Source organism: Desulfovibrio faecalis (genome assembly GCF_053570625.1).
Genome location: NZ_JBRBQR010000001.1, coordinates 3,407,501 through 3,429,700 on the forward strand (window position 1 = coordinate 3,407,501; position 22,200 = coordinate 3,429,700).

Consider the following 22,200-nt stretch of genomic DNA (forward strand, 5'->3'; position numbering starts at 1 on the left):
CTCCGGGTGAAGTTAATTCACTTAACGAGCCTGAGGGAGCCGCAGAGAAATGGTGGTGGCGACTGTTTACTAAAAACATAGGTCTGTGCGAAGTCCTAAAGACGACGTATACGGACTGACGCCTGCCCGGTGCCGGAAGGTTAAAAGGAGAGGTCAGCGCAAGCGAAGCTTCGAATTGAAGCCCCGGTAAACGGCGGCCGTAACTATAACGGTCCTAAGGTAGCGAAATTCCTTGTCGGGTAAGTTCCGACCTGCACGAATGGCGTAACGATCTCCACACTGTCTCGGCCAGAGACTCGGTGAAATTGAAGTCGCGGTGAAAATGCCGTGTACCCGCAGAAAGACGGAAAGACCCTGTGCACCTTTACTATAGCTTGACATTGGGATTTGGAACTGCATGTGTAGGATAGGTGGGAGACTGTGAACTCTGTACGCTAGTATGGGGGGAGTCATTGTTGAAATACCACCCTTGTTTTTTCAGGTCCCTAACCCTCGACCGTTATCCGGTGAGGGAACAGTGTCTGGTGGGTAGTTTGACTGGGGCGGTCGCCTCCTAAAGAGTAACGGAGGCATGCAAAGGTTCCCTCAGGCTGATTGGAAACCAGCCGTCGAGTGCAAACGCATAAGGGAGCTTGACTGCAAGAGAGACATCTCGAGCAGGTACGAAAGTAGGTGTTAGTGATCCGGTGATCCCGAATGGAAGGGTCATCGCTCATTGGATAAAAGGTACGCCGGGGATAACAGGCTGATCGCATCCAAGAGTTCACATCGACGATGCGGTTTGGCACCTCGATGTCGGCTCATCACATCCTGGGGCTGAAGCAGGTCCCAAGGGTACGGCTGTTCGCCGTTTAAAGTGGTACGCGAGCTGGGTTTAAAACGTCGTGAGACAGTTTGGTCCCTATCTTCTGTGGGCGCTGGAGAATTGAAAGGGCCTGTCCCTAGTACGAGAGGACCGGGATGGACGCACCCCTGGTGGACCTGTTGTCGTGCCAACGGCACAGCAGGGTAGCTATGTGCGGAAGGGATAACCGCTGAAAGCATCTAAGCGGGAAGCCTGCCTTAAGATAAGTTCTCCCTGGAGCAATCCCTAAAGGGCCGAGGTAGACTACCTCGTTGATAGGCTGGAGGTGGAAGCGCCGCGAGGTGTGGAGCTGACCAGTACTAATAGCCCGTGCGGCTTGTGTTTGAAAAAAATCCTTCCGTCCCTGTCAATTAATATTTTGACAAATTTCGTTGATAGCCATGGAGGAGAGGGTACACCCGATCCCATTCCGAACTCGGAAGTTAAGCTCTCCATCGCCGATGATACTGCATAACGTCATGTGGGAAAGTAGGCCGCTGTCAACGATTGCTCCAAAGCCCCTTGCTGCTACTAGCGCAAGGGGCTTTGTCGTTTCCCCCCTTGCTCCTTCCTCGCGGCCTTCTCGCCTGCCAACATCCCTCCGCTTTACCGCAACGCCACCTTGGGCGTGGCCTTCTTCTTCCTTCTCCTTCTTGCTTCACAGCCTCCCTCTGCCCGAAATCCCTTGAACCTCACCGCTTGCAGTTCTGCCAGAGCCTGTCAGCCGCATTTACGCAAACCCGTCTTTTACGCCCTGAATGCGTCAGCGCCGAAATTTTGATGCTCACGTACTTGAGTACGCTGCGCTCAAAATCCCGGCGCTTCCTTTTCAGGCCGCAAAATGCGTATTTTGCAAATTCGTCCAACACCCGCACATCGCCTCCACTCACGCTCCGGCGAGTCTAAGGAAGTCAACGCCACAACCACCTTTTGATGGCAGGCCGTAAGAAAGGCTGGGATGGAAGGCGGCGTCACAACCATTTCACATCATTCCCGCGATTGTGGCGAGACATCTTGAGCCAACGACCAGCTTTAACAGTATAATTGTTGTCAGGGGAGTTGGCTGAAACGGACTTTATCCAAGCAAATGCGCCATCTGGCATTTACGCGGCGCGGAGGGAGATCGCCTGACCGAGCGCAGCGAGGGAAGGAAGCTCCCGGAGCTTCAGCCGCGTTGCCCTCGCCATGCTGGGGTAATTGGTAGTCCCTCTTCGGGGTGCTTCGGGGGGGATGCAAGGGGGGCCGAGAAGGGGGCGTAGCCCCATAACAGGCCCCGCCTTGCTGCGCGCCGCACAGGCGTACCAAACTCCGCCGGACGGCGGAAGATAGCGCCCGAAGGGCAATAATAAATTAAGTTGAGCCGATCAACGTGTTCTTGGCATCATTGCCGCATCGGACAGGGCTATCACTAAAGATCATCCGTTCTCCCATCTACACGCCGATCAATTGAGGCCCCGCGCAAACGCACAATTACCGCTGTAACTTTGTTGTCAAAAGTCGCGTAATACTGCTGTAACAATTGGCTCAATTCCCTCTTTCTTTTTGGTAATTGTCTTTTCAAATTATCTCTGACGAATTTGATTCGCCGTCAAATTCAATTATTTTTGTAACAGACCCGCCATAGTATCGGCTTAGTGATGTTTGTGACTACGAGTCTGAGTACCGAGCTAACAGCCGATTGATACCGCCTACTTCAGGCGAACAGACCGCAGCCCAACCAACACAGCAAGTCATGTGGAGGGGGTCATGCCCGATTCTTCCGCGCAGGATTTATTTGTAGAAACTTTTTGCGATCTGCCGCTGCATCCTGCAAGCTTGGCGGATTCGTGCTCTCATCCACGCCGTGCTACTTCCATGGTTCCGCCCCCCGCATCAACTTCACTGAATGTTGCAAATGCCGATGATGATGATCAGCGTCGTCAGGCCTTGCTGGACGTGCTCCAGGATCAGACCATCACCAGCGTGCTCCAGCCCATTGTTTCTCTTCGTGATGGCGCAGTTTTTGGTTACGAAGCGTTGGGTCGCGGCCCTGCAGGCACTCCGCTTGAAAATCCCGAGGCCCTCATTCAGTGCGCGCTGGAAAACGGCCGCATGCTGGAGCTTGAGCATCTCTTTAGGCGCAGCGCTCTGCGCGCTGCCCGCCAGATGCCAACGGGCATCCGTCTGTTCCTTAATGTAAATCCCAACATTATTCAGGATTCCCATTTCGGTATGGGATTCACCAAGGAATACCTGACCCGTTTTGCCATCAGCGCCGAAGATATTGTTTTTGAAATCACCGAGCGTGAATCCGTCGTGAACCTGCGCGGCTTCAAACAGATTATCGAGCACTACAAAGGCCAGAATTACCAGATCAGCATTGATGATGCAGGTGCGGGCTATTCCGGCCTCAACCTCATATCAGACGTACAGCCGCACTTTATCAAGCTCGACATGCAGCTCATACGCGGTGTGGATAAAGATCTTACCCGGCAGGCGCTTATCAAGAGCATGCAGGAATTCGCGGCGCTCACCAATACGCGCATCATTGCCGAGGGCATAGAAACTGAAGAAGAGCTGGCAACCCTCATAAGCTTTGATGTGCCCTACGGGCAGGGATATTTTCTCCGCAGGCCAGACCCCACGCCTAGGGCCGTAGATCCGGAGGCCCTTCAGGTCATTCACCGTGAAAACAAAATTAAAAATAGATTTTTCGGCGCGCGCGTCCACAAGTTTCATGTGCGGCACATTTGCCGCCCAGGCACTGTTGTACCGCCGCACATGCCCATACGCAGCGTGGTTGATCTGTTTGAAAAAAACAGCAAGCTCAATAGCCTGTGCGTTGTCATGGGCGAGATTCCCGTTGGGGCGCTCACGCGCAACCGCCTGCACGAGCAACTGAGCGGAAGGTTCGGTTTTTCCCTTTTTGCCGACAAAGCCGTGGAGGCGGTCATGGACCGCTCCTTTCTGTGTGTAGACCACCAGTGCACCATTGATCTGGTAGCGCGGCAGGCCATGCGCCGTGATGACGCCAAACTCTATGATTTTGTTACCGTGACCCGCGAGGGGCGCTACCAGGGCGTGGTGACAGTCAAGGAACTGCTCGAAAAAAGCATTGAGCTTGAGGTCGCCAATGCGCGCCAACTCAACCCCCTTTCAGAACTGCCCGGCAACGCGCTCATAGATATTGAGCTGGAACGGCTTGTGCGTCTTGGTTTGCCACGCATTGTTCTCTACTTCGATATCGACAACTTCAAGGCTTACAACGACAAATACGGCTTTAAAAATGGCGACAGGGCGCTCAAGCGCCTTTCCTCCATCATCAAGGAAAGCGCGCTCGAGGATGACTTTGTGGGGCACATCGGCGGTGATGATTTTATCGCTGTAACAGACGCCCTGACAGCTCGTAGCGTATGCGAAACCATCATCTCGGCCTTTAACGATAGCGTGCCTGCCTTTTACAGTGCCGATGACGTCCAGCGCGGTTACATTGAGGGCAAAAGCCGCAGCAATATTGAGGAGCGCTTCCCGCTCATGTCCCTGACCATTGTCGGCGTCAAGGCCAGCAACTTTCAGAGCAGCTTTGATCTGGCGCGGGCCGCAGCCACGCTGAAAAAACAGTGCAAACGCATCAGCGGCAGCAACTACCAGCTTGAAGCCTAACGATCTTTGCTGCCCTCGCAGGGGCAGCAATCAAACTACGGGAGTGTTCATGAAGCTGACCACGAAACTGGTTCTTTCGTTCAGCAGCATCATTGTTCTCATGCTGGCGCTGTTCGGCGTGTATTACGTCAATACCGATCGTATTGATCACGCCGTCAGCCATATGGATCAGCAGTATGTACCCTCGCTCGTTGCGGTGCAGACCATGGCCTCCCTGCTTTATTCGGCTCGTTCAGATCTGGCGGCCCTCACCCCCCATACGGATAGAGTCACCATTGCCGAGTATCGCGACCGTATCAAGCGCGCACTCAAGCAGTTTGCGCAGCACGCTGAGGCCTATCAGGCATTGATTGAGACGCGTAAGCAGGCGGGCGAACAAGTGGATGATGAGCTGTGGGGCAACATCACGGCCCAGTTGCGTGCGGAGGAAGCCACACGCGAAGAAATTATCCGACTGGCGGGCGAGGGTGACACTGATGGTTCCATTGCGCTGTTCACCCGTAGCAGGGCCGATTTTATCCGCCTTGCGCGCTATTTTGACCAGCTTGTACAGCACGACGTGCAGCGTAGTCAGGAGGCTGCGGCGGGCGCGCAGGAAATTGCGCGCCAGTCGCGCATGGCCGGGGCCGCGCTTGCCATCGTGGGCATACTGTTCAGCATTGCGGTTACGGCGGGCATCACGCTTGCCATCAAGCGTCAGCTCGGCAAGGATCCCGCGCAGTTGCAGCTTATAGCGTGCCGCGTGGCTCAAGGGGATTACGATCTTGAGCACTCAGGCCGCCAGCAAGGTGTGTACGCCTCGCTGGTACTCATGGTTCAGGCTCTGAAGGCGCATATAGAAAGTGCGCGCAGTGAATCGGAAAAGGCCCGAGAAGAATCCGCCAGGGCTAATGCCGCCCTGCAGCAGGCTGAGGCGGCGGAGCGCGATGCACGGGCAAAAACAGAGGCCATGCAGCAGGTGGCCGAGGCTCTGGAAGAAGTGACTCACGTTGTGGCCACTGCCTCGGGTCAGGTCGGCGAAACCATCCGGCAGGCGGAAGAAAGCGCCGACAGCACGGCCCAGAGGCTCACAGAAGCCGCCACTGGCATGGAGCAGATGAACGCCACTGTGGGCGAGGTTGCGCATAATGCAGCAGTGGCTTCTGATTCCTCGGCAGAAACCCGCCAAAAAGCAGAGGATGGGGCCAAGGTGGTTCGCCACGCTCTGGAGAGTATTGAAACCGTGCGCTCCACTTCCTTGCGCCTCAAGGATGATATGGAGCAGCTTGGCGGGCATGCGCAGGCCATCACGCGTATCATGAACGTAATTTCCGATATTGCGGATCAGACCAATCTGCTCGCCCTCAATGCCGCCATTGAGGCCGCACGGGCTGGGGATGCAGGGCGCGGCTTTGCCGTGGTGGCGGACGAAGTGCGCAAACTTGCGGAAAAAACAATGGCTTCCACCCACGATGTTGATACGGCCATCAAGGCTATTCAGCAAAGCGTGGCCCATAGCGCCGCCTCTGTGGAGGAAGCGGTAAAAGGCATCTCGCTGGCAACCGAAGCTGCCCAGCAGTCAGGGCAGGCGCTGGAGGGCATTGTGGGAACAGTGGAAGAAACCGCTAATCAGGTCAGCGCCATTGCCACCGCCAGCGAGCAGCAGGCTGTGGCCACTGACCAGATTAACCGTACTATTGGGGATGTTACCAGCCTTTCGCGGCAAACAGCTGTTGCCATGAACGCTGCTTCGCGCGCCGTTGCGGGGCTTTCTGCCCAGGCCAAAAATCTTGAAGGCCTCATTGAGCAGATGCAGAACTGCTGAGGCAAAAATTATCCCGCCACAAAAAAGAAGCCCCTTCAATGAAGGGGCTTCTTGCGTTCAATGGAGTACGTTCAGGCACTGCGGCAGCGCAGGCTAAGCGTAAGGCGCTATTTATTTACGTAAGCCTTGCCCAGCTCCAGCGCCTTGAGGTTGGATTCCTGCAATTTCGCGGGCAGGAATTTTTTAATGGCAGCTTCCAGCGCGTCCACGCCAAAGGGCAGCACGCCAGAAGAACAGACCACGCTCAGCAGCACAGTGTTGCCGCTCTGTACGGAACCGGCCTGCATGCCAAGTTCGCGGCAGGGCACAAAGTGGCACTGTCCGGCGACCTGACGGGCCTTTTCCATAATGTGCGGCATGTCGGGGTACACTGCCTTGCCCAGTGAAACGCTGAGGGGCGGCAGGGCATCGCTGCTGGAAAAGATCGCGCCGCCGGGTTGCAAATAGGGCAGGGCGCGCAGGGTTTCCAGCGGCTCAAAGCCAAGCAGCACATCGGCTTCGCCGTAGTCCAGCTTGGGGGAACGCCAGCCGCCAAGCAGCATGACAGATTCCACGACGCCGCCGCGCTGGGCCATGCCGTGCACTTCGCCAGCCACCACATCCAGTCCGGCTTCCAGCGCCGTGCGGGCCAGCAGGGTTGTGGCCGTCAGGGTTCCCTGACCGCCCACGCCGGTAAAGAATATACGCATCCGTTTTTGCATTTCTTGTGTCTTCATAATATCTCCCTACCGCTTCCGCGCCTTGAAGGCCGTGGGCGCAACCTGCAAACAGACCATGCAGCCCGTGCAGAGAGTGGCGTCCACAGCAAGATTGTCGCCCTCGCGGTAAAAGGCGGGGCAGGCCAGCTGCTCAAGGCAGCGCATGGCTTCCGGCCCCTGCTGGGCCACTTCGGCCACCTGGGGCTGGGCCTTTTTGAGCTGACGGCGGGCATACAGCACGCAGGGCTCTTCGGTAATCAGCACGCGCACGCCGCTCTGGGCCTTCATTTCTTCCAGCGCCTTGGTGACGGCCTTCACGTTGAAGGAGCGCACCTTGGCGCACTGGGTAACGCCCATGGCGCGCACAATGGCTTCGATATCCATGTGCTGGCTCATGGAGCCAAGCATGTCCTGCAGCATGCCGGGGTTGGGCTGATGCCCGGTCATGGCCGTGGTGCCGTTGTCCAGAATGACCAGAATGACGTCATGCTGGTTGAAAACCGCGTTGGCAAGGCCGGTCATGCCGGAGTGGAAGAACGTGGAGTCGCCGATAAAGGCCACAACGGGTTTTTCCGATGCGCGGGCAAAGCCGCTGCCTGCGGATATGGAAGACCCCATGCACACCAGAAAATCCGCAGCGCGCAGAGGCGGCAACAGACCCAGGGTGTAACAGCCGATGTCGCTGGAGTAGAAGGCATCGTCGCCAAAAACCTGCCGCGCGGCATAGTAGACGGCGCGGTGCGAGCAACCGGCGCAGAGGTTCGGCGGGCGGCCCGGCAGCTCCATATCCACGCTGCGCACGGGCTTGGCCGGGCAGGGCGTGTCGAGCCAGGAGGAAAGGCGGCGCATGACAAGGGTGGTGGAGTATTCACCCTGGCCGGTAAGGCCGGAATCCTTGCCTTCAATGCGCACGTGGATGTCCTGCTTTTGCACCAGGGCGCGGATGTCCTGCTCCAGCAGGTCAACGCCTTCTTCAAGCACCAGCACACGGTCGCAGCCGCGTAAAAATTCGGTGATCATGGCGGTGGGCAGGGGCCAGGTCATGCCAAGCTCAAGCACACGCACACGGTCTTCCCATCCGCCAGCCGAAAGGGCGTCGGCTAGGTAGTTGCGGGCCACGCCGCTGGTGATGATGCCGAGGCGCGTGGGTGTCTGGGGTTCATGCACTGTATTGAAGCGGCTGGATTCCGCAAACTGACGGGCTTTTTCAATGATGCCGTCCAGCACCAGATGGCGCTTGCGGGCCACAGCGGGAACCGGCACAAAACGGCTCGGGTCGCGCTTGAACTCAACCTTGGGCTGGGTGGCGGGCAGATCGTCAAAATCCACAGCGCCGCGCATGTGGCTGACGCGGGTGGTGGTGCGCAGCATCACGGGCTGTTGCAGCTCGCGGGCAAGACGAAAGGCCTCGCGGGTCATGTCCTTGGCTTCCTGCGCTGAGGCAGGCTCAAAACAGGGAAGCAGGGCAAAGCGCGCATAGGTGCGGTTGTCCTGTTCGTTCTGGCTCGAGTGGCAACCGGGGTCGTCTGCCGTCAGCAAGACCATGCCGCCGGGCAGGCCAGTGTAAACGGAGGTGAACAGCGGGTCGGCAGCCACGTTGACGCCCACATGCTTCATGGTCACGAGGCTCATGGCACCGCCAAGGGCGGCACCGGCGGCCACTTCCATAGCCACCTTCTCGTTGACGGAATATTCCAGCCGATAGCGGCCTTCGCCGCCAAGTCGGTGGAACGTGTCCGGCACTTCCGAAGACGGAGTGCCAGGGTAACAACTGACCATATGCACACCCGCTTCAAGCGCGCCGCGCACAATGGCTTCGTTTCCCAACAGCAGGTGCCGCTCGCCGCGAGCGCCCTGCAACAGCGGATGATTGCTCATGTTCCCTCCAGGCCCAGGCATATGCGCCTGAACCGCAACTGGATGCAGAATGGCGCGACCCATGCGGCCCCGCCTACAATGACGCAAGCCCGCGCTGTTTGCACATGCGCGGGCTTGCGAAGAGATATTTACTGGGCTTTGCCGGAAGATTTTTCCCCAGCGCCGTCTGGCGCTGCCGGGGTCGCAGTCTGGGCAGCTTCTTCTTCAACAATCTTGGGGGCCAGCGTGGTTGCGCGGGCGCGGAAATATTCGCTGTTGAGGCCCTGCGCCTCGCGCGAGAGGGAAAGGTATATGCGTGCGGCCTGTTCTGTCTGCCCGGCGGCTACGGCGGCTTCGGCCATCATCTGCTTGAGCTGGGGAGCTGTAACTTCACCCGGCAGCGCTGCTTGCAGCTTTTGCAGCAGGGCAAGGGCATCGGCGTATTTTCCGGCCTTGAGCATGGCGCCGGCCTCGTTCATGCCGGCAATCAGCGCAAGGGGGCCTTCGCTTTCCTTGGCGGCCTTGGCAAAGGCATCTGCGGCAGTGGCGTTGTCGCCGTTGCTCATGGCGCTCTGGCCCAGAGCCAGATAGGCGGAAAACTTCACGTCAGCAGGAGCTTTTTCCGCCAGGGCGGCAAGTTCCTTGACCTGCGCGGGGCCGCTGGTTTGCAGCACAATGCGCGCAAGCGACTGCCGCGCCTCATCATTTTTAGATGTGCTGTACCAGCGCCAGATGCCGGTGCCCGCCAGAACCAGCACAAACAGCACCACAATGCTGGCTATGGTGCCAGCGTGGCGCAGCATGAACTGGAGCATGGGGGCGCTTTCGGAGCTGACTTCTGCCTGAAGGTCGCGCAACAGGGGGGAATCCTCTGCGCCTTGATTCTTTTGCGGATTCATGTATCAAAACTCCTTAGGGAGGCGGAACCGCCGTAGTTTTTCCGCGCGTTTGCCCTGCGCGTTTCACGATCGGCGGAGCTGGACGGAAGCTTTTTTCTTAGGCCAGAATAAGCCCCTCTGTCAAAACAAATATCCTCTGGTCAGGCTGCCCGCGCGGCCCCGGCCAATACAATAAGGAGTATGCATGACGCCTGCAGAAGAAATGTCGCGCCTTGGCGCGCGGGCAAAGGAAGCGGCCAGGGCCATAGCCAAGGCCCACCCCGATGCCAAAACGCAAGCCCTGCTGGGGCTGGCGCAACTGCTGCAGGAGCGGGAGGCCGAAATTCTGGCCGCCAATGCGGAAGACCTTGCTGCGGCCCGTGCCGCCGGGCAGGATGCCCCCCGCCTTGACCGCTTGACGCTTACCCCTGCCATCATGGATGAAATGCGCGCAGCCTGCCGCCACGTGGCCAATCTGCCTGACCCTGTGGGCGCTACGGAGCGTCAGTGGCAGCGGCCCAACGGCCTGCTTGTGGGCCGTATGCGCGTGCCGTTGGGTGTGATCGCCATGATCTACGAGGCGCGCCCCAATGTGACCATCGACGCCGCCATTTTGTGCATCAAGGCGGGCAATGCGGTTATTCTGCGCGGCGGCAGCGAGGCCTTGCGCTCCAACATCGCGCTTGCCAAGGCCCTGTGCGATGCGCTGGCCCAGGCGGGATTGCCCGCCGATGCGGCCCAGCTTGTGTCCATACCCGGACACGAAGCCGTCAACGCTCTGTGCAAGCTCGACAGCTATATTGATGTAATCATCCCGCGCGGCGGCGAGGGCCTTGTGCGCGCCGTGACCGAAGCTGCCACCATGCCCGTGCTCAAGCACTTCAAGGGCGTGTGCCACGCGTATATTGATGTGGATGCCGATCTGGATGCAGCCGCAGAGATTGTTTTTAACGGCAAGGTGCAGCGCCCCGGTGTGTGCAACGCGCTGGAATGCCTGCTGGTGCACTGCGACGTGGTCAAGGATTTTCTGCCCAAGGTGGCGGCAAAGCTTGGCGCTGCCGGGGTGGAATTTCGCGCCTGCCCGCAATCGCTGCCCCTGCTTGGCGCGACTGCCGTTGCCCAGCAGCCCGATGATCTCGGGCAGGAATTCCATGCCTTGGTGCTTGCTGTTTGCGTGGTGGAAAGTATGGATGCCGCGCTGGATCACATTGCCCGCTACGGCTCAAATCATACAGAAATCATCTGCACCAACAACCATGAGCATGCCATGCGCTTTTTGCGCGAGGCGGATGCTTCCATGGTGGCAGTCAACGCTTCCAGCCGTTTCAACGATGGCGGGCAGCTTGGCCTGGGCGCGGAGATCGGCATTTCTACCTCAAAGCTGCATGCCTACGGCCCCATGGGCGTGGACGAACTGACTACCACCAAGTTTGTGGTGCTTGGCCAGGGGCAGGTGCGCGGATAAATGACGGAAGCGGCGTCTCCCCCGCCGGGCAGAGCCATTCTTGGCGGCAGTTTTAACCCGCCCCATGTGGGACACCTGCGGCTGGCCATAGAGGCCCGCGAGGCCTTGGGCGATCTTGTGCAGGGCGTGGATATGGTGCCTTGCGCCGTACCGCCGCACAAGGCGCAGCGCGGCATGTTGCCTTTTGATCTGCGCGCCGACATGGTAGAAGCCTGCGCTCAGGGCTTGCCCTGGCTGCGCTGCAACCGGATGGAGGCTCAGCGCCAGGGGCCGTCGTATACGTGGGATACGCTTTGCGCCTATCGTGAGGCAGAGCCGGATACGGATCTGTATTTTATTCTGGGCAGCCCGGATTTCGCCTTGCTCTCCACATGGCATAAGGGGCTGGATCTGCCCCGGCTGTGTCATTTTGTGGTTGTGCCCCGCAAGGGACATACCTCTGCCGATTTTATCACCGCCGCCAAAGCCTTGTGGCCCGATGCCGCAGAGTTCGCTCCATTGCTGCCTGCCTGCCCGTGCATGGTCTTGCCGGGGGGGGGCCTGGCGCATTTTCTTTCTGTGCCGTGGCTGGCTGTGAGCGCATCTCGGGTGCGTCAACTTTGGCTGACAGGCCGGAACGTGGATTTCCTTGTGCCGGATGCGGCCTTGCAGATTTTGCGAAGCAACGTTCAAACAGTGCGGCATCACTGGCTGGAGGACGGCTCGGCATGCTGACTACTGCTCCAAAAGAAATCAGGGAAAATATCGCCCGTGCAATGGGCTATCTGCGGCGAGACGAAGTTGAGCGCGCTCTTGTGACCATGAGTGAGGCGCTGCGGCTTCTGGCCGGGGTAAAGCTGATGCGTTCAGCAAGGGCGGAACTGGATATTCAGATCGGGGAATTTTTGGGGGGCATTGTGCGCCATAGCGCCCTGCAACCGCTGCTTGATCCCGGCAATACGGGCAATCCGCGCAGCATCACCCTGCAAGCGGGCAAGGAAGCAACGCTTTCCACCGTACTGGATGGGCTGGCAAAGATTCTGCAAACTGCGGCAGAGCAGGCTGTGCAGCAGGAGGCAGAGGCCCGGCTGGAGCGGAAAAAGCAGCTTATCAGCAGCGGGCTCGATTTTTTGCGCGAGGGGCAGGTCGCCAAGGGGCGCGCTTTTTTGAAGCGCATAGTGGAAGAGTTTGGCGATGAGGAAGGCATCCGCCTGCAAATGGGCCAGATTTTTGCCGCTGCCGGGCTGTTTGCCGAAGCCGCCGCCATGTATGAGGAATCCATGACCATCCAGCCGCGCGAGGCCTCGGCCTACACCGGAGCTGTGGCGGCGTGGATGGAACTGCGGGAATACGAAAAGGCCGAGGCGGTGTATCAGGCGGTGCTGCGTACGTTTGGCGGACATGCCTCCACCTTTGGCAAAATGTCGAAGCTATATCTTGCCTGGCGTAAAAAACAGGCTGCGGAAGATAACGCCCTGCGCGCCTTGCAGACAGACCCCGAGCAGGCTGATGCTCTGGAGGTCATGGCGGCGCTGGGCAAGCACTAGGAGTGGCGCAGGCAAGCACTACGGGCGGGTTTTGCAGGAGGGGAGAGAGCGTGACTAGGACGATATCGTAGATATGGGCACGCGGCCTTTTTCCTTGGCTGGTCAGGGCTGGACGAAAATTTTGGCCTGCTTCCCGGTCCCTTCTTACCTGATGATCTTCTGTCCTCGGCCTTGCGCCTATATCCATGGGGGCGTTTCCCTCAGGTTGCCGGGGGATGTAAATAAAGGAATTGCGGGCGACTCTTAGCCATTTTGAGACAAAGCACAGCGGCGACGCGCCATTGTGAGACAGAAGCATTGCCTTTCACCCAAAGATAGGCTATATACCGCCTTCGGCTGCAAGCGGGGCACCCAACGCCCTTTGTGGCCTGCGGAGAGGTAGCGAAGCGGCCGTAACGCGCTCGACTCGAAATCGAGTTAGGGGTTAATAGCTCCTACGTGGGTTCGAATCCCACCCTCTCCGCCATTAGTAAATAATTTGAGCTGGTTACAAATGTGACCAGCTCTTTTTTTATGCCCTGATTTTGGGTGTGCCTAGGGACAATTCGTGATTTCATTCGTGATACTGTTCGCAGGCCCTTGCAAAACAACACGATTCAGACGGTCACGTTTTTTTTAAAAAGGTAAAAAAATAGGCACATTATGCCTAATTGAATGGCAAGGATGTGTGCAATCAGCCTGCAATCATTTGCAAATGGCTGCATTGCGTGCAACGGAGAGTTTCCCTTTCCCGCCCCTGGCCCCGTAGATTTGCCTGCCCTTTGCGCAGTCCCTGGGATTGCACAGAAGCGTCAAAAAAACGCCGAAGGTTTGGGGCGGAGGAGTGCTTTTTTTCTGGGGTGCGCGGCGGAGCGGCATCTCCCTTTGCATGTGATCTCTTTAGATTTTGCTTGCAGCAATATCCGCTTCCCCCAAGCGCTTGGCAGAGCTCTGGCAAGTGCTACAAAAAAAGAGGTAAGGGAAAATTCCCTTACCTCTCTCTTGTTACGCCTTTACCCAAATGGGGATCGGCGCCCGGTGCGAATAATCTTTCTGGATTTCGGATGACGAAACCACATGCGGAAGACCACCTAGTAACTAGGACGAGTTGTCATGGTTACCTCCTAATGGATAAAACATCCCTCCGGGTCTTTACGAAAGCTACCTTTACTGTTAATAAATAATCATCTTGTGCAAACGTGTACGTTCACGGATCTGCCAAGTTGCCGGTCATCTGGGTTTCTTGGCATATTTGTATCCCTCGCGATAGCTGTAACTATCTCGAGGGATTCGTTTTACTGAAAGCAATCTTGCTTCAACAATTGGTTTATCCATCGGGGTAAATGGGGTTATGGCTTAACAACCAGCTTCTTCAGGCAAATAAGAACCATCGGAGGATTTTTACTCATGAAGGGATAGCTGGCGTTTTCAACGAACCCATCGCGGGTGGCTTCACCCTCAATTTTTATCTTTGCTGTGATGCCTGCTGGGCGGTTAGAATTGCAAATTTCACCCATAACATTAGCGCAACTACGTGACAGATCCATGCTACCTGTGATCATAATATAATCTTCATTGTTATATGATCCATATTTAGCCTGACCATTATATTCTGGTATTTGTTTTATGCCATTAATGAAATCAGGAATTGCAAACGAAACATTCACTGCCACATCACCATACAGCCAATTAATAACATCATATTTTTTCATGGCGTTGTCCTTCATTTGAGTAGAAGTGTTTTCTGCATGCTGGTTAACTGCTGAGGCGCTAATGCCAAGCAGAAGAGCAATGTTTTTTTGTGAAATTTGATGCTCCAAACAAATCCGTATTAATTTCCTTCCAAATTCAGTTAACCTCCCATTGTCATTTTTTGATTTCCCCCTTAAAAGGCTTACAAGATTGGCTTGGGATGCTAAATCCTTTATTTCCGCTGACAACATTGACAAAACGTCTTCGATAGGCATTTTTCACTCCTTGTTTTTTCTTAATTAGAAACTGCTATTTTTGATTAAGTTAGTCAAGGGGTATTTATCAGCTTCTGGGTATTGCCTCGTTTAAAACTGAAATCATTTTGGTTCTTCCGGGTTTTCCGTGGGTAACCCCTGTCAGGAACTGGCCGGGTAGAGGTTTAGACCGCCACAGAAGAAGTAGATGGCTGTCTTGAAATGCTCCCGGTTCCTATAACCGCAAGCCTTCCTCTTGATGGCCATGATCTTGCTGTTGAGGCCCTCGGCCACGCCGTTGGTGATCCTGTGGCGGCAGAAGGTCAGGATGTTCTCAAGATGTCTCTGAATCAGTCCGCCCACTTTGCGCATTGGGGCAAGATCTGACCTGTTCACCCAGACCAGCCATCGCTTCACAAAACGTCTGGCCCATCCCGTGCTCAGGTACTTCCAGACGTCGTTCAGGCTTTCCTTCATGGCCCAGGCCTTGGCCACCTTGAGGTTCGCTGTCTTCAAGGCCTCCAGGGCTGGCCGGTGTTTGTCCGGCAGATTCTCCTCCCGGTATAGCCAGAGGAATTTCGTGCCCTTGAGTCGATGGTCATCCTGACTTGTGAGTTCGCGGTGCTCTTGCTTGCGTACCCGGTCCACAGCCTCGCCTACGTGTTTCATGACGTGGAACCGATCGTGAACGATTTTCCCCGCCGCGTCCGGCACATGTTTGAGCGTAGCTTTAAAATAGGGCTCCCACATGTCCATGGCCACGGCCTTGATCCGCTCCAACTGCGCCTTGGTGAACTGAAGGTAGTACCCCTCAAGGCTTTCGGCCTTACGCTCGTCGGCCACATACTCCACCGTGCTGCCGATCAGATCACAAACCACGGTCACATAGTCGTGCCCCTTGCGGAATGCCTTCTCGTCAACGCCAAGATACCGCGAGGGATTCGATTGCTTGCGCTCCCGGCCCCGGCGCACCGCCCTTTCCATGACACCCCATGCTTCGTCCCAGGTGATGCGCAGGATGCGCCGCGCTCCTGTTACGGTGGCGCACTCGGTCAGCACGTCGATGATCAATCGCTCCATCAATATGGTGAAACGTGCCTTGGACTCGGCCCAAGGCACGTTGACCTGAAGGACGCCATGCTCGGGGCAGTCCACTCGGGGAATCCGAGCATGCAGGAACGTCTTGAACTGGCACGTGTCCAGATGGCGCCAGACACGAGGCTCGGCATGGTCGCGGCAAGCCAGCTCTCGACCACAAGTAGGGCAAAACCAGCGAACACCAGGACCATGCTCCACGCGGATGTCTACCCGACCTTCCGCCGTGTCCAGTTCAACAGCCTCAACAAACCAGGGCTCGGTCAGCCCGAGAATCCGAAAATATAGGTCCGTATCCTTCATTGGTGCCCTCCGGGAAGGACATTAGCAGATCAGCTACCCACGGAAAACCCGGAAGAGCCATCATTTTTTTGATTGGAGCAGAATCGCGATCTTAAGGCAGATTTATTTTGAGATTGCGAGGGGCTCACTTTTCATTGAGGCTGGCAGTTCCGAGATTAGAGTCAATTTACAAAGCAAGGTTTGATGATGGAAGAAGCGCTCACATCTGGGCTCAAGGCGTGGCTGTGGGTAGCTAAAAGCGGCAAAAAGACATGTACAGAATGGGAAAACAGGCCAGAAAATGACCGAAAATATAAAAAAGGCGGAAAATTCCGCCTTTTTTGTGGTTTTTTGCTGTTTTTTGCCGTTCTTTAGTGGTTTTGCGCAGGGCTTTGGAGGTTATTGCCCTCGCGTTTGGGACAATCCGTCCTCAATGTGTTGTAGGCGCGGCAGCGGGGGCACTTGATGACCAGCAGGTCGACGTAGCCTTCAGCCAGCTTTTTGCCGCAGTGCTGACAGCGCAGTTCGGGGAGCGGTTGGGTGGTGGTTACGCGCACGGCTGCCCCTCCAGAGGAAGGCCGGCCAGGTCTGCCAGCCAGCGGGAGCTGATGTCGAAATATTCCGGCGAGAGCTCAACGCCGGTGTAGGGATGCCCGGTGGCAATGCAGGCAGCCCCAACGGAGCCGCCGCCCATGAAAGGATCCAGCACACGCCCGCCTTCAGGCGCGATGGCCAGCAGGTCGCGGAGAAGCTGCACGGGTTTGGCTGTGAGGTGGTTTTTGCGCGCAGCTATCACGGGGTATGAGTATAACCCCGGCAGACACTGCCGTGTATGCGGTGAGAAGTGCCCCTTGATCCCAAAGATCAAGTACTCGCATTGTTGTTTGAATTTGCCGATTTGCGGCCTGGCGCTGCGCTTGTCCCAGGGGATAATGCCCACCCATTTCCAGCCAGCCGCCTGCACAGCATCCGTAAGGCTGGGCAACTGCCGCCAGTCGGTAAAGACAAGGCACACGGCACCCTCCCGGGCTACGCGCAAGCACTGGGAAAGCCACAACGTACTCCACAGGATCCAGCTATGCTGGTCTTTGGCATCGCCCAACATGGCTGGATATGTGCGTTTGGTGCCGGTCGCCTGGTATTTTTGCGCCGGATCAGCCTGCCGGGCAGACAAGGTCGACCCACCGCTTGAGTAGGGCGGGTCAGTCAGCACCATGTCGACGCTGTCGTCAGGCAGGGAGCGGAGCACGTCCAGGGCATCGCCCTGGAACAACGTTATGGACGGGGAAAGGGTAAGCGATTGCATGAGGAGTCCGAAGCCTCGTGGGCGTGGTGTTGGGGCTCGTGGCTCTCATGGGTTGATGATTATCCACCCACCGGGGTGCCGGTGGTGGAACTTCCGGGCATGACGCCCGTATGGGTATGGCCACGCAGGGAAACGGCCCCTGCGCTAACGTCCTTGTCGGGCACGGCTACGCCGCCGTTGCGCACGGTAAAGTCGCCATAAAGGGTAGAGCTGCCCGGGCCGCCCTCGTAGCCCTCGGTGGTGAGGATGCCCTGAATTTTGACCACGGGCGCGCGCAGCAGGATCTCTTGCGCGCTTTCGATAGTGACCTTGCCCTTGGCCTTGATGGTTTCCTCGCCTTCCACGGTCACGGTGTCGGCTCCCTGGACAATCAGGCCTCGGTTGCCCGCAATGTCGATCTGGCGGTTGCCTGCGACCTTGCTTGTGTGATCCTTGCCCACCGTCTCCTGCGCAGCGCCTGCGGTGGAGTGGGTGGAGTCGCCCCCTGCCGTGAGGTTGAGCGCGCCAAGGCTGCCCAGGTCTGCCCGCAGGCCTGCCAGCATGGTCAGCACCGTGCCGGCCTCGATAGTTTTGCAGCTCCCCACGCTTTCGGTACTGTGGGCGGCCACACTGCGGTTTTCGCTGCCAAGGTCTGCGGAGTAATTCTCCGCCTTCACGGTGCGGGCAAGCGAGCTTTCGTTGATGTCGGCGGTGGTTTCGCGCTTCCAGTTGCCCTGGGCGTCCACCCGCTGAAAGCTGGTGGGGCTTTGCTGCATGAGCACCTCGCCGCGTTCCAGCGCGGGCAGGCTCACGCCCAGGGGGAAAATCTGCCGGATGATGGGGTGATCCTGCCGACCATAGGCGAAGCCCACCACGCACAGCGCGCCCTCTTCGGGAAAGCAGAACGTGCCGCTTTCCTGCCCGCCGCCCACACTCACGGGCAGCGGCACGGCGCTGTAGCGGGGAAAGTTTTTGTCAGGCTCCATATCCGGCCCGAGAATTTCCAGATCCACGGCATACCGGGGGCGAAAGCGTTCGCTGGTGGCTCCCTCTGTGGGGGAATCCCCCGCGGCCAGAACCCGGGCGTAGCGATCCAGATGCAGACCGCCCGCCAGTTCCGGCAGCAGCTCCATGACGATTTTTTTTATCATTTCGCGCATGGTTACACGTCCTCAAAGCCCACGGTCATGTTGTGGCCAGAAAATCGCACCATGCGCACCCTCTGCCCGTTGAGCACGGCACCGGGGCGCATGGTGGGCACGGCCGCAATTTTGCGGGCCGCGCTGCCGGCAGCGGTGAAAAATTCTTCCGAGATTGTGCCGGGCCTGTCTGGCCAGCGGGAATCTGCCCAGGATCCCACAAATATTTTTCCATCGCCCTGGGCCTGCCAGTGGTAGTCGGCAATGCCGAAAATGTCGCCCGCGCAGGCCAGTCCGTGAAAACCGCTGCCGTGCCCGTAAAAGGCCGGCGCTTTGACCGAGGCATATGGTTTATCCGGCAGGATGAACTCAAGCCCGGTAGCGGCGGCATACGCGCCTAGCACGTCCTTGAGGGTGGCGTGGCGAATGGCCAGCGGGATGTTGCTATCCAGCCGGGCCGAAATTTCGCGGCAGAAGAGGCGGCGCTGCTGGCCGTCCACCCGCACGGCGCGTTCAACGTCGCCCGTGAAAAACAGGGTCATGCCGTCTGAATGCGCCCAGCCAAGGGCGAACTGCACCATGCCCGTGAGCGCTTCCGCCTGCTCGTCCGTAGCGCGCACCTGAAACACGGCGCGCCCGGGGCGGTTGTAGTAGAGGGCCACGTTATCGTCGACCAGGCCGTATTCCTGCCCTGCGACCATGAGCTTTTTGCGTAACCGCATGGCCTATCCCCACCAGTCTTCCAGCTTCTTGAGCCCGCGTTGCAGCATGTCCAAGTTCTCCCCGGTGGATCCGTCCGGAGCGGCTGCACCGTCCACCTTGTCGCCGTTGTTCTGTTGGGCGGCAACTGCGGGGGTGCCCTCACGGTCTTCAGCCATTTCAGACACGGACTTGTGTTCGGACAAGCTGAAGGACAGCTCCCACATGGCGAGGCCCTCCTGCGGATCTACCTTCACGTCACCGGAAAAGCGCCCCTGGCGCATGCCGCCTGCATTGGCCACGCGGTTTGTGATTGTGAACAGCTTGCCGTCGCCCTTGCTCATGGCCTCGGCCAGGGACATAAATTCAGTGAGTTTGTCCTCGTCCTTGAAGCGGATCTTGGTCTTGACCTCCAGCTTTTTGCCCTTCTTGCCCTTTTCCGCCTTTGACGTGCTGGAAGAATCGCCGCTGGCGTCCTCGTCCTTGATGGGCAGGGTGAGCGAGACGGTCAGGCCGAAGCCGGGAACGGTGTAATCATCGAGGAGCAAGAAGTCTGGCATGGCGGTAATCCTAGAGTCCGAAAAGTTCTTTGTAGTAGGCCACCTCGGCCCTGGTGCCGTACCACGAAAGCACGGTGCAGCACTTGAAGCGCTCGTCCAGGGGCGGGGCAAGGCTGGCGAGGGCCTTGGCCGCAACTGCGGCTGCCCCGTCCACATACACGCCGAACCATGCGGAAAGATCCACCAGGGCGGCAAGGTCATTGCCGACCGCCGCCAGATCCTGCTGTGCTTTTTGCACCCTGGCCTGTTGCCGTCTGGCAAAATTTGCCATGACATCGGCGGGCGGCTTTGCCGCGGCTTCCATGCCTTCAGCCTGGGCAACCATTGTCGTCATGGCCCGACTGGATCTGCGCGCCTGCGGCAACTGGCGCGGGGCCACTGTGCTCCACGGCGGGTAGGCTGGCGCTGCCGGCACAACAAATTTTGTCTGCTCCAGATCTGCCACGCCTTTGGCTCGGCGTTGCAGCTTTTGCAGCTCGGGCAGGGGAAAAGCCTTGTTGAGGCTGCCAAGCGCCCCGGCCAGGCTGGACTGATCCACGGCGGCGGTAAGCACCAGCACCAGGGCTGTGTCCATATTCGTCACATCGTCCACGGTCAGGCCGCCAAGACTTTGCGCGGTGAGGCGCAGCGCCTGCGCTGGCGTGAGCCACGCGGCCTCGCCCATGCGGCTGCCAATGCCGTACTGGTAGGGCGATACTTCAAGAAAGCGCGCTGTGCCTTCAAGCGCCGTGGCCAAGCCCTTGCGCAGCTCGTCGGCTGAAGGAAGCTCGGGCATATCCGGCAGCGGTGGCAGGGACAGGTTGCCCAGATCCGCCAGCCCATCGCTGATGGTTTGGCCCACGGCCGTGAGCGCTCCGCCCACCCGCTCGGCCATGTCGGCAATGCTGGTGGGCTGGCGAAGTCGTAAAGGGGAAAAGGAGACGGTCATGCATCCCCCAGGGCGTTGAATATATCCACCAGACTGCCCAGCCGTTTACGGCCTTCCTCAGACATAAGCGCGTCAATGCCGGAAACAATCTCCAGAGCTTCGGCCCGGGTGATAAACTCGTTGCAGTTTTCAACGCGGATCCACGCCTTGTTTCGGTAGCATTTTGTGGCGAGGGCTAGACCGCCTGTGTTGCACATGAGCCCACGGCATACGCCGGGTAAATAGGTTTGCCAGCGCAGCAGGCCGCCCAGGCCATCGTCATTCCACGCCTGCCCGACGTGGGCGAAAATATCTGCCAGAGTGGTGCGCAGCCCAAGGCCCCATATGCCGCCGCTCTGGGTAAACAGGCAGCGCTCCGCAGCTATGCGCCCGCCCCTGTGGGCCCATCCGCCGAATGCCCGCACGTCGAAGGCGCGGCCCCAGTTGTGGATCCAGCAGCGGCGCATGGTCAGCTCCACAAAATCTTGCGCTTCAGGGCAGCGACGCCCCGCGCCCACAATGACGCAATCCTCCATTTCCCAGTGCCCGAAGCGCATGTCGTTGCCGGGGTGATCGCCATTGCCCGCAAGTACGGCTTTGATGCCGCCGAGGATAACGCAGCGCTGCAAACGCACTATTGCCCCATCCACGCCGCTGATAACTTCGTCCTGTTTTGCGGCGGGGTAGTCGCGGAAGTCGAACACGCGGTCGCTGATGATGGTCACACGCCCCGGGCCGCGGGCGGTGGCGCCGTCTTCCTTGGGGGATGTCGGGCCAGTGCAGATGCCGCCCCTGATCTCGGTAGGCAGTGAGGTGGAGAACATGCGGGCCTCCTACACAGCGTAGCTGACGACAATGGCCTGCACGGATTCAGCCGTTTCGGCGGCTTCCACTGCTGCCAGCAGTTCACCGCGGCGGGCGGCCAGGGCATTGCGCACGTACTCCAGCCCCTCCGGGTCAGAAGCGGCCAGAAGCCCTGCCTCTACCGCAACTGTTGACGGTGTGGGGTCAGACAGTGCCACGGCACCGGCCAGGGCTGCCTCATGCCCGGCAATGATAGTTGCAACCTTTGCGGCTTTGATTTCTGCCAGCGGTTGCTCCGGGCGTTTGGTCAGGGCGTCTTTAGGCAAGGGGCCAGGTGCGTGCATGCGGCGCGCCGGGGTAAGGTGCGTATCGCCCGGCAGCCAATACTCGGTGCCGGGTTGCACGTCCTCTGCTGCAAAGTGCGGTTCCGCGCGCTGCCGGTGATCCTCAACCAGCACCCAGCCTTTGTTGTCCACGTACTGCGGCCACTGGTTTTTCCATGGCCTTGGGGGCAGAGCATCGGGCGTGGAGTTGTACGGCGGGTAGCCGTAGTCTTCATCTGAGCTGATATAATACTGGTCAGGGCGCGTATATCTATGGGCAATTGCCATTGGTTACTCCTTAATTTTTTAACCAGCTCCCGGCGTGGGAGGTGTGCATATTGATATGATTCGCAACATCACGGGCTCGTTATTGAGTGGTGCCACCTGGGGCATGTACCCGTATTACCCTGATGGTGGGGCCGTGGGGGCGATTGCCTTTGGCCCAACAACTCCCGGTGCAAACTCAT

Annotated in this window: 19 protein-coding genes, 1 tRNA gene and 2 rRNA genes (1 of these 22 running past the window's edge); 9 read left to right on the forward strand and 13 right to left on the reverse strand. The window is 58.2% G+C overall.

Going from position 1 to position 22,200, the window contains the following annotated elements; genetic code table 11:
- From ACUZ79_RS14955 to ACUZ79_RS14970, 4 genes are all read left to right on the forward strand, one after another.
- A 23S ribosomal RNA gene (locus ACUZ79_RS14955) occupies nucleotides 1-1,189 on the forward strand (it extends 1,745 nt beyond the left edge of the window).
- A gap of 46 nt (nucleotides 1,190-1,235) precedes the next feature.
- Nucleotides 1,236-1,350: ribosomal RNA gene (gene rrf, locus ACUZ79_RS14960) — 5S ribosomal RNA — on the forward strand.
- A gap of 1,240 nt (nucleotides 1,351-2,590) precedes the next feature.
- Nucleotides 2,591-4,486, forward strand: a complete 1,896-nt coding sequence (locus ACUZ79_RS14965) for a bifunctional diguanylate cyclase/phosphodiesterase (protein ID WP_449252062.1) — start codon at nucleotides 2,591-2,593, stop codon at nucleotides 4,484-4,486.
- 49 nt (nucleotides 4,487-4,535) lie between these two features.
- Entirely contained in the window at nucleotides 4,536-6,290 is a 1,755-nt protein-coding gene (locus ACUZ79_RS14970; protein ID WP_449252063.1) for a methyl-accepting chemotaxis protein, read from the forward strand.
- Nucleotides 6,291-6,397: 107 nt separating this feature from the next.
- On the opposite strand, the gene ACUZ79_RS14975 is transcribed toward ACUZ79_RS14970, so the two are convergent.
- From ACUZ79_RS14975 to ACUZ79_RS14985, 3 genes are all read right to left on the reverse strand, one after another.
- The gene (locus ACUZ79_RS14975; RefSeq protein WP_240825809.1) at nucleotides 6,398-7,006 is read right to left on the reverse strand and encodes an indolepyruvate oxidoreductase subunit beta; all 609 of its coding nucleotides are present in this window, start codon (nucleotides 7,004-7,006) and stop codon (nucleotides 6,398-6,400) included.
- A gap of 9 nt (nucleotides 7,007-7,015) precedes the next feature.
- Nucleotides 7,016-8,866 carry an indolepyruvate ferredoxin oxidoreductase subunit alpha gene (gene iorA / locus ACUZ79_RS14980; protein ID WP_240825808.1) on the reverse strand — a complete coding sequence of 617 codons (1,851 nt, stop codon included), beginning with the start codon at nucleotides 8,864-8,866 and terminating at the stop codon, nucleotides 7,016-7,018.
- Nucleotides 8,867-8,994: 128 nt separating this feature from the next.
- Nucleotides 8,995-9,744: a tetratricopeptide repeat protein gene (locus ACUZ79_RS14985; protein ID WP_240825806.1), complete on the reverse strand. Its 750-nt coding sequence runs from the start codon at nucleotides 9,742-9,744 to the stop codon at nucleotides 8,995-8,997.
- A 184-nt stretch (nucleotides 9,745-9,928) separates the two neighbouring features.
- Here ACUZ79_RS14985 and ACUZ79_RS14990 point away from each other — a divergent pair, with 184 nt between their 5' ends.
- From ACUZ79_RS14990 to ACUZ79_RS15005, 4 genes are all read left to right on the forward strand, one after another.
- Entirely contained in the window at nucleotides 9,929-11,188 is a 1,260-nt protein-coding gene (locus tag ACUZ79_RS14990) for a glutamate-5-semialdehyde dehydrogenase (RefSeq protein ID WP_240825805.1), read from the forward strand.
- Nucleotides 11,189-11,902, forward strand: a complete 714-nt coding sequence (nadD, locus tag ACUZ79_RS14995) for a nicotinate (nicotinamide) nucleotide adenylyltransferase (RefSeq protein WP_240825804.1) — start codon at nucleotides 11,189-11,191, stop codon at nucleotides 11,900-11,902.
- Nucleotides 11,896-12,714 carry a tetratricopeptide repeat protein gene (locus tag ACUZ79_RS15000; protein ID WP_449252064.1) on the forward strand — a complete coding sequence of 273 codons (819 nt, stop codon included), beginning with the start codon at nucleotides 11,896-11,898 and terminating at the stop codon, nucleotides 12,712-12,714. The genes nadD and ACUZ79_RS15000 overlap by 7 nt, the downstream gene beginning before the upstream one ends.
- 372 nt (nucleotides 12,715-13,086) lie before the next feature.
- Nucleotides 13,087-13,180, forward strand: a tRNA-Ser gene (locus ACUZ79_RS15005).
- Nucleotides 13,181-14,042: 862 nt separating this feature from the next.
- Here the strand turns inward: ACUZ79_RS15005 and ACUZ79_RS15010 are convergent.
- A complete protein-coding gene (locus ACUZ79_RS15010) occupies nucleotides 14,043-14,660 on the reverse strand; it encodes a hypothetical protein (RefSeq protein WP_449252065.1) in 618 nt (205 codons plus the stop codon).
- A gap of 141 nt (nucleotides 14,661-14,801) precedes the next feature.
- Nucleotides 14,802-16,037, reverse strand: coding sequence for an ISL3 family transposase (locus ACUZ79_RS15015; protein WP_096152604.1), 1,236 nt, complete (start codon nucleotides 16,035-16,037; stop codon nucleotides 14,802-14,804).
- A 183-nt stretch (nucleotides 16,038-16,220) separates the two neighbouring features.
- Here ACUZ79_RS15015 and ACUZ79_RS15020 point away from each other — a divergent pair, with 183 nt between their 5' ends.
- Nucleotides 16,221-16,391, forward strand: a complete 171-nt coding sequence (locus ACUZ79_RS15020; RefSeq protein ID WP_449252066.1) for a hypothetical protein — start codon at nucleotides 16,221-16,223, stop codon at nucleotides 16,389-16,391.
- Here the strand turns inward: ACUZ79_RS15020 and ACUZ79_RS15025 are convergent.
- The 8 genes from ACUZ79_RS15025 to ACUZ79_RS15060 are packed head-to-tail and all read right to left on the reverse strand — an operon-like array spanning nucleotide 16,388 to nucleotide 22,021.
- Nucleotides 16,388-16,573, reverse strand: a complete 186-nt coding sequence (locus tag ACUZ79_RS15025; RefSeq protein WP_449252067.1) for a Com family DNA-binding transcriptional regulator — start codon at nucleotides 16,571-16,573, stop codon at nucleotides 16,388-16,390. The genes ACUZ79_RS15020 and ACUZ79_RS15025 overlap by 4 nt on opposite strands.
- A complete protein-coding gene (locus tag ACUZ79_RS15030; RefSeq protein WP_449252068.1) occupies nucleotides 16,564-17,322 on the reverse strand; it encodes a DNA-methyltransferase in 759 nt (252 codons plus the stop codon). The genes ACUZ79_RS15025 and ACUZ79_RS15030 overlap by 10 nt, the downstream gene beginning before the upstream one ends.
- A gap of 59 nt (nucleotides 17,323-17,381) precedes the next feature.
- Nucleotides 17,382-18,461 carry a bacteriophage T4 gp5 trimerisation domain-containing protein gene (locus ACUZ79_RS15035; RefSeq protein ID WP_449252069.1) on the reverse strand — a complete coding sequence of 360 codons (1,080 nt, stop codon included), beginning with the start codon at nucleotides 18,459-18,461 and terminating at the stop codon, nucleotides 17,382-17,384.
- A 2-nt stretch (nucleotides 18,462-18,463) separates the two neighbouring features.
- On the reverse strand, nucleotides 18,464-19,162 hold the full coding sequence (locus ACUZ79_RS15040; RefSeq protein ID WP_449252070.1) for a hypothetical protein: 699 nt from the start codon (nucleotides 19,160-19,162) through the stop codon (nucleotides 18,464-18,466).
- A 3-nt stretch (nucleotides 19,163-19,165) separates the two neighbouring features.
- Nucleotides 19,166-19,699 carry a baseplate complex protein gene (locus tag ACUZ79_RS15045; protein ID WP_449252071.1) on the reverse strand — a complete coding sequence of 178 codons (534 nt, stop codon included), beginning with the start codon at nucleotides 19,697-19,699 and terminating at the stop codon, nucleotides 19,166-19,168.
- Nucleotides 19,700-19,709: 10 nt separating this feature from the next.
- The gene (locus tag ACUZ79_RS15050; RefSeq protein ID WP_449252072.1) at nucleotides 19,710-20,627 is read right to left on the reverse strand and encodes a hypothetical protein; all 918 of its coding nucleotides are present in this window, start codon (nucleotides 20,625-20,627) and stop codon (nucleotides 19,710-19,712) included.
- Nucleotides 20,624-21,430: a hypothetical protein gene (locus ACUZ79_RS15055; protein ID WP_449252073.1), complete on the reverse strand. Its 807-nt coding sequence runs from the start codon at nucleotides 21,428-21,430 to the stop codon at nucleotides 20,624-20,626. Before ACUZ79_RS15055 ends, ACUZ79_RS15050 begins: the two co-directional genes overlap by 4 nt.
- A gap of 9 nt (nucleotides 21,431-21,439) precedes the next feature.
- The gene (locus tag ACUZ79_RS15060) at nucleotides 21,440-22,021 is read right to left on the reverse strand and encodes a phage tail protein (RefSeq protein ID WP_449252074.1); all 582 of its coding nucleotides are present in this window, start codon (nucleotides 22,019-22,021) and stop codon (nucleotides 21,440-21,442) included.
- Nucleotides 22,022-22,200 lie beyond the last annotated feature (179 nt).